This window comes from Aeromonas sp. HMWF015, assembly GCF_963878965.1.
Lineage (GTDB): Bacteria > Pseudomonadota > Gammaproteobacteria > Enterobacterales > Aeromonadaceae > Aeromonas > Aeromonas veronii.
Map to the genome: position 1 here is coordinate 4,014 of NZ_CAWNZT010000103.1, position 11,593 is coordinate 15,606.

Below are 11,593 nucleotides of genomic sequence, written 5' to 3' on the forward strand. Positions count from 1 at the left end.
CCCGAGGGCCAGCGCCTCGGCGGTACCCGCCATATGGATCGCAAGCAGCATGTTGTTGCACATCTTGGCGATCTGCCCCGCCCCCAGTGCACCGGCGTGAAACAGGTTCTGCCCCATGCTGGCGAGCAGGGGTTTCGCCGCCTCGAAATCTGCCGCGTCGCCGCCAACGATAAAGGTGAGCGTCCCGGCGGCCGCACCGACGACACCGCCCGATACAGGGGCATCGATAAAGCGCAAACCACGGGCGCGGGCTGCCTCCCCGACCTGACGGGCAGAGTCGGCATCGATAGTGGAGCAGTCGAGCACCAGTGCACCAACCGGCAGGGCTGCCAGCAGATCCTGCCCCTCAGACAACCAAAGGTCGCGCACATGCTCCCCCGCAGGTAGCATGCTGATCACCACCTCGCAGCCGGTCACCGCCTCACGGGCATCCCCCGTGGCGATGCAGCCAGCGGCGATGGCGCGCTCAATGTTTTGGGCAACCAGATCAAACACCTGCACCCTGTGCCCGGCCCTGGCCAGATTGGCCGCCATGGGCCCCCCCATGTTGCCGAGCCCGATAAACCCTATCCTTGTCATCCCGCTTGCTCCTTGCGTTGCTGATGGCGGCGTCCGCCGGTTGCCAAGATGTTATTCCTTGCAGGCCAACGGATTGCGCCCCTGCGGCCAGCGATAGAACTCGTCCAGCCACTCCCCCTCCGGTGGCAACTGTTGCCAGCGGGGATCTTTATCCTTGTCGATCAGCAGTGCCCGTACCCCTTCCACAAAATCCCCCTTCAGCACGCAGTTGACCGAGAGGGTCAGCTCCTCGGCAAATACCTCTGCCAGTGAGTTGCGGCGAGCCTGCCAATATTGGCGCCACAAAATGGCACGGCTGATGGGGCTGCCGGTGCGGCAGAGCTGCTGCGCCTGCTGGAGTACCGCCTCCTGTTCATCGAACTGAGCCTCGAACAACCGCGCCAATACCCCTTGCAGCGTGCGTCCCGCCAGCAAGGCATCGATCCTCTGTTGATGGGGCAGCAATACAGGCGCTGGCAACCGGGCCGCCACCTCACTGTGCAATCCCCTGAGCAGCAGATCGATCTGCTCACGGGGCTCACCACTGCCAGCCCAGTCAAGTACGGCGAGGCGTGACAACAGCGCACTGCGCTCGCCACTGGCGATGGCGTGATCCGCCAGCCCAAGACCGATGGCATCACTCCCGTTGAAGCGGGCGCCAGTCAGACCGAGCCAGAGCCCGAGTCGCCCCGGCATCCGGCTTAAAAACCAGCTCGCTCCCACGTCGGGGTAGAGTCCTATGGTTACCTCCGGCATGGCGAACAGGCTCTTTTCGGTCACCACCCGAAAATCGGCACCGGCAAACAGGCCAATGCCGCCCCCCATGCAGATACCGTCCGCCACGCAGATCAGGGGCTTGCGGTAACAGTGGATGTGGTGATCGAGCCGGTACTCCTGCTCGAAAAAGTCGCGGGCATATTCGAACAATTCAGATCCGCTTGCCTCCTGTTTGCGGTAATAGAAGGAGCGGATATCGCCACCGGCACAAAATGCCTTCTCACCCATCCCCTGCAGCAGTACACAGACGATGGCGGGATCCTGCTCCCAACGGGTCAGCGTCTGTTGCAGGATCTGGATCATCGGCAGGCTCAATGCGTTGAGAGACGCAGGGCTATCGAGGGTCAACACCCCGATCTGATGGCCATCTTCGGTGGGATAACAGCTAACCTTGACCGGCTCACTCATAAACGGCTCCGTATGGATTTATTCTGTTGGGCCATATTGCCAGCGCGGTAAGCGTTTCTCCAGGAAGGCGGCCACCCCTTCACGCTGGTTGGCATCGCTAAAGAGATCGAGAAACCGCGCTCGCTCAAGGGGCAAGGCGGCATCCCGCGGGCCACTGCGGCCCTGATTGATCAGAGTTTTGCAAGCGCGCAGGGCACTCGGGCTCTGGCGCTCCACCAGATGGGCCATCTGGTGCGCGGCCTCCCACGCCTGACCGGTTTTCACCACCTCCTCCACCAGCCCCATCTCGTAGGCCAGCGAGGCACTCACCTTCTCGCCGCAGAGGATCATCCGCTTGGCCCAGCCCGGCCCCACCAGCTCGGTCAGGCGCTGGGTGCCACCGGCACAGGGGAGCAAGCCCACCGAGGCTTCCGGAAGTCCCAGCAACGCCTGCTGCTCGGCGATGCGGATATCACAGGCCAGCGCCACTTCCAGGCCACCGCCCATGGCATAACCATTGATGGCGGCGATACTGACGCCATGGAAACGGGCCAGCGCCTCGAAGGCCTTGCCAAAGGCCTCGGCTACTTCGCGGGCCAGCTCGACATTCCCCTCGACAAACATATTGAGGTCGGCACCGGCGCAGAAAAATTTGTCGCCCGCACCACGGATCACCAGCGCCACCACATCGGGACGACTGTCGAGCTCCACCATCATCTGCAAAAAGGCCTGCAGGCTGGCGAGGGTCCAGGTGTTGGCAGGGGGATGGTCGAGAGTGATATAGGCCACGTGGCCATGATATTCGAGTCTGATCCTTGTCATAACATTGTCCTTGTCGATGAAGCTGCCGCCATGATGACAGGCTTGAGTGACACCAACCTGTGGCTGGCTCACAAAGCCGAAACCGGCATGGCATGGTGCAAATCGGGTGGCTGTAGACACCCCCTTGATGCGACCACCGGTTAGCCCAGCGACAAACCGGGATCGGCCAGCATACGGCGTGCGATGATGAGTCGCATCACCTCGTTGGTGCCCTCCAGAATGCGGTGTACCCGTGTATCGCGCAGATAGCGCTCGAGCGGATACTCGCGGATATAACCATAGCCGCCAAAGAGTTGTAGAGCCTCATCACAGATTCGATAACCCACATCGGTGGCAAACCGTTTGGCCATGGCACACCAGGCACTCTTGTCGGGTGCCCCGCGATCCAGCTTGTCGGCGGCCTGACGTACCAGCAGGCGGGCGGCGGCCAGCTCGGTCGCCATATCGGCCAGGCGAAACTGCACGCTCTGGAATTCGCTGATCGGGTGACCAAATTGCTGGCGCTGCTGCACATAAGCCAGCGCATCGTCCAGCGCCTGCTGGGCGGTGCCCACCGAACAGGTGGCAATATTGATGCGACCACCATCGAGGGCCTGCATGGCGAACTTGAACCCTTCCCCCTCTTCGCCCAACCGATAGCAGGCAGGAATGCGAACCCCATTAAAGACAACCTCCCGGGTCGGCTGGCTGTTCCAGCCCATCTTCTCTTCTGCCTTGCCATAGCTCACGCCGGGGGCATTAGCCGGCACCATAAAGGCAGAGATCCCCTTCGCACCTTCACCACCGGTGCGCGTCATCACCACCAGCACATCGCTGCTCCCCGCTCCCGAGATAAAGATCTTGGTTCCTTCGATGAGGTAGCTGTCACCCTCGCGCACCGCCCGGGTCTTGAGTGCCGCCGCATCGGAACCCGCCCCCGGCTCGGTGAGGCAATAGGATCCCAGCAGCTCGCCGCTGGCCAGTTTGGGCACCCACTCTTTGGCAACCTCGGTGGGCAACCAGCTGCCCAGCATCCAGCTCACCATGTTGTGGATGGTCAGATACGCAGTGGTCGAGGTACAACCCATGGCGAGGCGTTCGAAGATGAGGCTCGCATCGAGGCGCGGCAGCCCCAATCCGCCAAACTGCTCTGGGGTATAGAGACCACAAAAACCTAGCCCGGCCGCCTGCTTGATGGTCGGGATCGGAAACTCATGCTCCTTGTCCCAGCGCGCGGCATGGGGTTTGAGCGCCTCATCGGCAAAGGCGGCGGCCGCCTCCACATACGCCTGTTGATCATCGGTCAGGGTAAAATCCATCTTGTCGTTCGCTCCCTTGTTGCCCCGCGCTTGTTGCCCCGCACTTCTTTTCCTGAGTTAGTGCTTTATGACGCGGCGCCCACACGCTGCGTCTGTCGGATCTGCCACTATGGCGCTGTTGTCGTGGCAGCTGATGACTCTTTCACTACCACCGCTTTATCAACACACAACAGATTAACAATTGATTTACGTTTACGCTAACGTAAACTTGTGGCAGAAGTGAAGTACAAAATGGACCGACCACTACCAGCCGTAACGCCGAGTCAGCCGGTCGAACCAACCTTCCTACCCGACTGTCATATCCGCAAGGAGAGCATGGATGCAGATGGATGAAACCCTGAATGCCCTGACCGAACAGGTTGCGGCCTTCTGCCAGAAAGTGATCGCCCCGCGCGCCAGCGAGATCGATCAGAGCAACGCCTTTCCCCGTGATCTCTGGCCCCGGATGGGTGAGCTGGGGCTGCACGGCATCACGGTGGCGGAGGAGTATAACGGGGTAAACCTCGGCTATCTGGCCCATGTGCTGGTGATGGAGCAGGTGAGCCGCGCCAGCGCCTCGGTCGGCCTCTCCTACGGCGCCCACTCCAATCTCTGCATCAATCAGATCCACCGCCACGGCACGGCGGAGCAAAAAGCGCGCTACCTCCCCCCGCTGGTGAGCGGCGAGCATGTGGGGGCGCTAGCCATGAGCGAGCCGGGCGCAGGGTCCGATGTGGTGAGCATGCGCCTCACCGCGGAGCGCGAGGGCGATCACTTTGTGCTGAACGGCAACAAGATGTGGATCACCAACGGGCCCGATGCCGACACCTTCGTCATCTATGCCAAGACAGATACCAGTGCGGGCCCCAAAGGAATTTCTGCCTTTATCGTTGAAGCCGGCACTCCCGGTTTTTCTACCGCCCAGAAGCTCGACAAGCTGGGGATGCGCGGCTCCAGCACCTGCGAGCTGGTGTTCGACAACTGCCGAGTGCCGCAGGAGAACCTGCTGGGCACCCTGCACGGCGGGGTCAAGGTGCTGATGAGCGGGCTCGATTACGAGCGGGTGGTGCTGGCTGCGGGCCCCCTTGGCATCATGCAGGCCTGCATGGATGTAGTGCTGCCCTATGTGCGTGAGCGCAAGCAGTTTGGTCAAGCCATCGGCGAGTTCCAGCTGGTGCAGGGCAAGCTCGCCGACATGTATACCCGCCTCGCCAGCAGCCGGGCGCTGGTCTACTCGGTGGCGAGCGCCTGCGATCAGGGTCGCACCAGCCGTAAAGATTGCGCCGCAGCCATCCTGTTTGCCGCCGAAAACGCCACCCAGATGGCCCTCGACGCTATCCAGCTGCTCGGCGGCAACGGTTACATCAACGAATACCCCACTGGCCGCCTACTGCGGGACGCCAAACTCTACGAGATCGGCGCCGGCACCTCGGAGATCCGCCGCTGGCTCATCGGCCGCGAGCTGATGGGAGAAAATGCATGAGTCGTATCCACTCCCGCCTCGACACGGCGAGCCCGGAATATGCGGCCAATCGGGCCGCCATGCAGGAGCTGGTCGACGCTCTCCACGCCCGCATTGCCGAGATCGCGCTAGGAGGCGGCGCGGCCAACAACGCCCGCCATCAGGCCCGTGGCAAGCTGCTGCCCCGCGAGCGCATCAATCAGCTGCTGGACCCGGGCTCCCCGTTTCTCGAACTGTCGGCGCTGGCTGGCTGGCAGGTCTATGACGAGCCGGTGCCCGCCGCCGGCATCATCACCGGCATCGGTCGGGTCTCGGGCCGGCTCTGCATGCTGGTGGTGAACGACGCCACAGTGAAAGGCGGCACCTACTACCCGCTCACGGTGAAAAAACACCTGCGCGCCCAGGCCATCGCCGAGCGGCTGCGCCTCCCCTGCCTATATCTGGTGGATTCCGGCGGCGCCTTCTTGCCGATGCAGGACGAGGTGTTCCCCGACCGGGATCACTTTGGCCGCATCTTCTACAACCAGGCCCGCATGTCGGCCCAAAACATCCCTCAACTGGCAGTGGTGATGGGGCTCTGTACTGCAGGCGGCGCCTACGTCCCCGCAATGGCTGATGAATCCATCATGGTCAGGGAGCAGGCCACCATCTTTCTGGCGGGTCCGCCGCTGGTCAAAGCTGCCACCGGTGAGGAGATCAGCGCCGAAGCCCTGGGTGGTGCCGAGGTGCACTGCGCCCACTCCGGCGTTGCTGATCACATGGCCCGCGACGATGCCCATGCCCTGACCATCGCCCGCACGCTAGTGACTCATCTGGGTGACGAGCCGGTAGAGAGCAGCCCGGGCTACGAGCCCCCCTGCTACCCCATCGAGGAACTCTACGGTCTGGTGGGCACCAGTCTCAAACGCCCTTACGACGCCCGCGAACTGATTGCACGACTGGTGGATGGCTCTGATTTTGACGAATTCAAGGCGCTGTTCGGCACCACACTGGTGACCGGCCTTGCCCGTATTTGCGGCATGGAGGTGGGGATCCTCGCCAACAACGGCGTGCTGCACAGCGACAGCGCCCAGAAGGGGGCCCACTTTATTCAGCTCTGTAATCGCCGCGCCATCCCGCTACTCTTTTTGCAGAACATCACCGGTTTTATGGTGGGGAGCAGCGCAGAAAAGGAGGGGATCGCCAAGCACGGAGCCAAGCTGGTCACTGCAGTGGCCTGCAGCCGGGTGCCCAAGATCACCCTGATCGTCGGCGGCAGCTTTGGTGCCGGCAACTACGGCATGTGTGGCCGCGCTTATGAGCCCGATTTTCTCTTTAGCTGGCCCAACAGCCGTATCTCTGTCATGGGTGGCGAACAAGCTGCCGGAGTGCTGGTGCAGGTGCGTCGCGACAAGCTGACTGCCGAGGGCAAAGATTTGAGCGAGCAGGAGGCGGCCGCCATCCGCGCGCCGGTGATAGAGCAGTATGAGCGCCAGGGCCACCCCTACTACGCCAGCGCTCGCCTGTGGGATGACGGCGTGATCGACCCGGCCCAGAGCCGCACCGTGCTGGCACTGGCACTGACTGCCTGTAAGGGTGCCCGCATTGAACCCGAGCAGTACGGCATCTTCCGGATGTAAGGAGCAAAGCTATGTCAGATCCACTTACTTCCTCCCAGAACCCGTTTCGGCTGGAGCGGCACGGCCCACTGGCCGAGCTGGTGCTGTCGCGCCCGGCCCGCCACAACGCCTTTGATGCCGACCTGATGCTGGGGCTGCTCGACTGCCTCGATGATCTGTCCCATCTCCATGGTCATGATCTCGCCGAACGTCCTCATGCTTTGCTGCTGCGGGCCGAAGGCAAACACTTTTGCGCGGGCGCCGACCTCAACTGGATGCGCAATCTGGCCCACGCCGATTTCGAGCACAATCGCGAAGATGCCCGGGTACTGGCGCGGCTGATGCAGACCCTCGACGAACTTCCCTTCCCCACGGTAGCGCTGGTGCAAGGGGCCGCCTACGGCGGGGCGCTGGGGCTGATCTGTGCCTGCGATATGGTGCTGGCCAGCGACGATGCCCGCTTCTGCCTCTCCGAGGTGAGCCTGGGCCTAGTACCTGCGGTGATCAGCCCCTACGTGGTACGCGCCATGGGAATGCGTCAGGCGCGCCGCTACATGCTCAGTGCCGAGCCGTTCGATGCCATCACCGCCTGTCGGCTCAATGTGGCACACCAACTCTGCAAACCGGATCAACTGCTGGCGGAGGGACGGGCGCAAGCCCTTCGTCTGTGCCGCAACGGGCCGGAAGCGATGAAAGAGACAAAACGGCTGCTGGCGGCAGTAGAAGCCCATCCTTCCCGCCTGCACGAAGAGAAAACCGTCGAGACCATTGCCCGGGTTCGGGTAGGGCTCGAAGCCCAGGAGGGAATGCAGGCCTTCTTCGACAAACGTCCTCCCTCCTGGCGTCCCCGTTTCAAGGATGAGACATGACCCATCACTCTCAGATTAAACGCCTGCTGATTGCCAATCGCGGCGAAATTGCCGCGCGCATCATCAAGACGGCGAAACGCCTCGGCATCCACACTATCGCCCTCTACTCCGATGCCGACGCCCACGCCATGCACACCCGTCTGGCCGATGAGGCCTGGCATCTGGGGTCCGCACCGGCCAGAGAGAGCTATCTCGATACCGGCAAGGTGCTGAAGATTGCCAAAGAGGCGCGCGCCGATGCCATCCATCCCGGTTACGGCTTTCTGTCGGAAAACAGCGACTTTGCCACTGCCTGCGAGCAGCGTGGCCTGCGCTTTGTCGGCCCAAGCGGCGCCGCCATCCTCGCCATGGGCGACAAATCGGGGGCCAAGGCGCTGATGCAGGCTGCCGGCGTACCTGTGCTGCCCGGCTATCACGGCACGGATCAACGACCGGACTTCTTGCGCGATCAGGCGAGCCTGATTGGCTTCCCGCTGCTTATCAAAGCGGCCAGTGGCGGCGGTGGCAAGGGGATGCGCCGGGTCGATCAGCTGGCCGACTTTGACGAGTCGCTGGCTGCAGTAAAACGGGAGGCCAAGGCCGCCTTTGGTGACGATCTGGTGCTGCTGGAGCGCTATCTGCCTCAGGCTCGCCACGTGGAGGTACAGGTTTTTGCCGATAGCCTCGGCAATGCCATCTATCTGGGGGACAGGGACTGCTCCTTGCAGCGACGCCATCAGAAGGTGATCGAAGAGGCGCCCGCCCCCGACATCCCTCCGGCTCTGCGCCGCGCCATGGGGGATGCAGCCGTGGCCGCTGCCAAGGCCATCCACTATCAGGGGGCTGGCACCATCGAATTTCTGCTCTGCAAGGATGAGTTCTTCTTTATGGAGATGAACACCCGGCTGCAGGTAGAGCATCCCGTCACCGAAGCCGTAACCGGACAGGATCTGGTGGCCTGGCAACTGGCCGTAGCCGAAGGCAAGCCGCTGCCACTCACTCAGGAGGAAGTGGTGCTGCGCGGCCATGCGGTGGAGGCGCGCCTCTACGCCGAGGATGTGGCGGCCGGTTTTCTGCCTGCCAGCGGGCCTATCCACTGGCTCCACTGGCCCGTTGGCGTGCGCATCGACACCGGCGTCACCGCTGGCGATGAGGTGAGCCCCTATTACGATCCCATGATCGCCAAGCTGATCGCCCACGGCCAGAGCCGCGCCGAGGCGTTCGCCCAACTGGCCGATGCGCTGGCGGCGCTGGATCTCGGCCCGCTGGTGCACAACGGCCCGCTGCTGCTGCGCCTGTGTGAAGAGCCTGAGGTCTTGACCATGGGCCACCATACCCAGTGGCCCATTCCCACCACAGCACGGCCCATTCCTGAACTCGTCTGGCCGCTGGCCACCCTCTGGCTGGCGAGCCGCCCCACGGGCCCCTCCCCCTGGCAGCAAGCCTGCGGATTTCGCCTTGGGCCGGATCGCTGCTGGACAGCGGCGGTACGCATCGGTGATGAGCGCCGGGTATTGACCCTTAGCGATCATGACGGCCAGTTTGAATGGCAAGGGGAGACCCGTTGCTACCAGAGAGGTGACGACCATATCCGGCTGCAACAGGGTGGCTGCTGGCAACAGATCCCCATTCAGACGGTCGCAGGCTCGGAGGCAACCTTCATCATGACCCTGGCGGGCCAGCGCATCCGTTTCGCGGCCGATGATCGGCAGCACAACCACCAACATGATCAGGCAAACGAGAAGGCGCAAGGCGCAATCGCCCCCATGCACGGCATCGTGGTAGCCGTGCTGGTCGAGCAGGGGCAAACGGTCAGCAAGGGGCAACCCCTGCTGGTGCTGGAGGCGATGAAGATGGAACACCAACTGCGTGCAGAGCGGGACGGGGTAATTGAAGCCCTGCAGTGCAAACAGGGCGAGCAGGTAAGCCAAGGGGCCGTGCTGGTACGCTTTGCCGAAGAGATTGCCACACAGGAGGATCACCCATGAACCGATCACAGGACGTCCGTGACGACAGGGTCAGTCTGGTGGAGATGGGGCCGCGCGATGGCCTGCAAAATGAAGCTGCGCCCCTCTCCCTGGTACAACGGCTGGAGTTGATCCAGCGCCTTACCGACAGCGGCCTGCAACGCATCGAGGTGGGTGCCTTTGTCTCTGCCAAAAAAGTGCCGCAGATGGCGGACTCCGCAGCGCTGTTCGAGGCACTGCCGCGCAAGGGCTCAACCCGTTACGGCGCTCTGGTGCCCAATCTGCAAGGCTTGCAGGCAGCCATTGCCGCCCGCGCCGATGAGATTGGCCTCTTCACCGCCTGCTCCGACGGTTTTACCCGCGCCAATATCGGCATCAGCGTGGAGGAGTCGCTGGTGCGCTTCGCCCCGCTGGTGCAGGAGGCTCGCCGCCTTGGCATCAAGGTGCGTGGCTACCTCTCCACCGTCATCGCCTGCCCGTTTGATGGCCCGACCCGCCCGAAACGGGTAGCCGCCATGGCCGAGCAACTGCTGGATCTTGGCTGCCACGAAATTTCGCTGGGGGACACCATCGGCGTCGGCACCCCGGGCACGGTTGCCCCCATGCTGGATGCGGTGCTGCACGAGATCCCGGCGGGGCGGCTGGCGGTCCATTTTCACGACACCTACGGCCAGGGCCTGGCCAACCTGTTACCCGCGCTCGAGCGCGGTATTCGCACCATCGACTGCTCGGTAGCGGGCCTTGGCGGCTGCCCCTATGCACCGGGCGCTTCCGGCAATGTGGCGTCAGAGGAGGTGGTCTACCTGCTGCACGGCCTTGGCATGACGACCGGGGTGGATCTCGACAAATTGGCGGCCACCGGCCAGTGGGTCAGCGAGCAACTCGGTCGCCCCAACGGCTCTCGGGTCGGTCAGGCCCTGCACGCCAATGCCGAACGGCTGCGTGCCCGCCTCTGCCAACCACACGCCCAGCAACAGGAGTCATGACCATGTCCCGTTCCCTGCCCGGCAAGGAGATCACCTACAGCATTTCGGAGCTAGCCCACGAATTCGATGTCACGCCGCGCACCATCCGCTACTACGAGGATGAGGGGCTGCTCACCCCGCTGCGGGAGGGGCAAACCCGCATCTACAGCCATCGGGACAAGATCCGGCTCAAGTTGACCCTGCGCGGCAAACGGCTGGGGTTTAGCCTGGCCGAGATCCGCGAGCTGTTCGATATGTACGACACCGACAAATCGAGCAAAACCCAGCTCCACTCCATGATCCAGCTGATCGAGGCAAAACGCGGTGTGCTGCACCAGCAGCTGGAGGATATCCAGATGGTGATGGCCGAGCTGGAGGCCGCCGAACAGCGCTGTGTTAATTCCCTTAACAGCTTGAAAACTGGCGCAGATTGACCGAATCTGGGAGCAAGCTATTGCCCTGGGGATCCCATGAGATATTGGTGCTGGTTTTTGCTCTTGTTCAGCCTCTCTGGCTGGAGCCATCCCCTCATCAAGGTTGGCGGATACCCCTATGCCCCCTTCGTGGTCAAACTCCCCGATTCCCGCTATGAAGGGCTGACGCTGGATCTTATCGACCAGCTCAATGCCGTTCAGAAAGAGGTGACCTTTGTCTTTGTCCCCACCTCGGCCGCCAACCGTTACAAGGCGCTCGATCTGGGCCGTTTCTCGCTGATGCTGTTTGAAGACAGCAAGTGGGGCTGGGACACCGATAAATTCAAGATGACAGCCCCCTTCCTCGGTGGTGGCGAGGTCTATGTGGCCCTGAACAAAGCGGGCCGGGATCAGCGCTTTTTTGACGATCCTGCCAGCCATCACCTCATCGGGGTGATCGGCTACCACTACGGCGTCGGCCAGTTCAATGCCGATCCCGTCTACCTGCAACGCAAGCTC

General features: G+C 62.7%; 10 protein-coding genes and 1 pseudogene. 7 read left to right on the top strand and 4 right to left on the bottom strand.

The features are described from left to right. From AACS18_RS23105 to AACS18_RS05065, 4 genes are all read right to left on the bottom strand, one after another. A partial coding sequence (locus AACS18_RS23105; protein WP_258228855.1) for an NAD(P)-dependent oxidoreductase occupies nt 1-579 on the bottom strand: 579 nt, incomplete at its 3' end. 51 nt (nt 580-630) lie between these two features. Continuing rightward, nucleotides 631-1,743: an enoyl-CoA hydratase/isomerase family protein gene (locus tag AACS18_RS05055; protein ID WP_108613868.1), complete on the bottom strand. Its 1,113-nt coding sequence runs from the start codon at nt 1,741-1,743 to the stop codon at nt 631-633. 18 nt (nt 1,744-1,761) lie between these two features. Next, complete coding sequence (locus tag AACS18_RS05060) at nt 1,762-2,544, bottom strand: enoyl-CoA hydratase (protein WP_108613869.1); 783 nt, start codon at nt 2,542-2,544, stop codon at nt 1,762-1,764. Nucleotides 2,545-2,684: 140 nt separating this feature from the next. Next, nucleotides 2,685-3,842 carry an acyl-CoA dehydrogenase family protein gene (locus AACS18_RS05065; RefSeq protein WP_108613870.1) on the bottom strand — a complete coding sequence of 386 codons (1,158 nt, stop codon included), beginning with the start codon at nt 3,840-3,842 and terminating at the stop codon, nt 2,685-2,687. Nucleotides 3,843-4,161: 319 nt separating this feature from the next. Between AACS18_RS05065 and AACS18_RS05070 the strand changes: the two genes are divergently transcribed. From AACS18_RS05070 to AACS18_RS05100, 7 genes and pseudogenes are all read left to right on the top strand, one after another. Further along, nucleotides 4,162-5,304 (top strand): isovaleryl-CoA dehydrogenase, encoded by a 1,143-nt coding sequence (locus AACS18_RS05070; protein ID WP_108613871.1) that lies wholly within the window; start codon nt 4,162-4,164, stop codon nt 5,302-5,304. Next, on the top strand, nt 5,301-6,902 hold the full coding sequence (locus AACS18_RS05075) for a carboxyl transferase domain-containing protein (RefSeq protein ID WP_108613872.1): 1,602 nt from the start codon (nt 5,301-5,303) through the stop codon (nt 6,900-6,902). Before AACS18_RS05070 ends, AACS18_RS05075 begins: the two co-directional genes overlap by 4 nt. Nucleotides 6,903-6,913: 11 nt before the next feature. Beyond that, entirely contained in the window at nt 6,914-7,750 is an 837-nt protein-coding gene (locus AACS18_RS05080; protein WP_108613873.1) for an enoyl-CoA hydratase-related protein, read from the top strand. After that, complete coding sequence (locus tag AACS18_RS05085) at nt 7,747-9,717, top strand: acetyl/propionyl/methylcrotonyl-CoA carboxylase subunit alpha (protein WP_108613874.1); 1,971 nt, start codon at nt 7,747-7,749, stop codon at nt 9,715-9,717. Before AACS18_RS05080 ends, AACS18_RS05085 begins: the two co-directional genes overlap by 4 nt. Next, nucleotides 9,714-10,682 (top strand): hydroxymethylglutaryl-CoA lyase, encoded by a 969-nt coding sequence (locus AACS18_RS05090; protein WP_100653898.1) that lies wholly within the window; start codon nt 9,714-9,716, stop codon nt 10,680-10,682. Before AACS18_RS05085 ends, AACS18_RS05090 begins: the two co-directional genes overlap by 4 nt. Nucleotides 10,683-10,684: 2 nt before the next feature. Beyond that, nucleotides 10,685-11,095 carry a MerR family transcriptional regulator gene (locus tag AACS18_RS05095; RefSeq protein WP_108613875.1) on the top strand — a complete coding sequence of 137 codons (411 nt, stop codon included), beginning with the start codon at nt 10,685-10,687 and terminating at the stop codon, nt 11,093-11,095. Nucleotides 11,096-11,131: 36 nt separating this feature from the next. Continuing rightward, nucleotides 11,132-11,593, top strand: a pseudogene (locus tag AACS18_RS05100) (ABC transporter substrate-binding protein); the annotation flags it as partial.

What these genes read in the sequence shown, in the direction of transcription:
- AACS18_RS05055 (WP_108613868.1), bottom strand. Translation starts at nt 1,743, where the DNA reads ATGAGTGAGCCGGTCAAGGTTAGCTGTTATCCCACCGAAGATGGCCAT.
- AACS18_RS05060 (WP_108613869.1), bottom strand. Translation starts at nt 2,544, where the DNA reads ATGACAAGGATCAGACTCGAATATCATGGCCACGTGGCCTATATCACT.
- AACS18_RS05065 (WP_108613870.1), bottom strand. Translation starts at nt 3,842, where the DNA reads ATGGATTTTACCCTGACCGATGATCAACAGGCGTATGTGGAGGCGGCC.
- AACS18_RS05070 (WP_108613871.1), top strand. Translation starts at nt 4,162, where the DNA reads ATGCAGATGGATGAAACCCTGAATGCCCTGACCGAACAGGTTGCGGCC.
- AACS18_RS05075 (WP_108613872.1), top strand. Translation starts at nt 5,301, where the DNA reads ATGAGTCGTATCCACTCCCGCCTCGACACGGCGAGCCCGGAATATGCG.
- AACS18_RS05080 (WP_108613873.1), top strand. Translation starts at nt 6,914, where the DNA reads ATGTCAGATCCACTTACTTCCTCCCAGAACCCGTTTCGGCTGGAGCGG.
- AACS18_RS05085 (WP_108613874.1), top strand. Translation starts at nt 7,747, where the DNA reads ATGACCCATCACTCTCAGATTAAACGCCTGCTGATTGCCAATCGCGGC.
- AACS18_RS05090 (WP_100653898.1), top strand. Translation starts at nt 9,714, where the DNA reads ATGAACCGATCACAGGACGTCCGTGACGACAGGGTCAGTCTGGTGGAG.
- AACS18_RS05095 (WP_108613875.1), top strand. Translation starts at nt 10,685, where the DNA reads ATGTCCCGTTCCCTGCCCGGCAAGGAGATCACCTACAGCATTTCGGAG.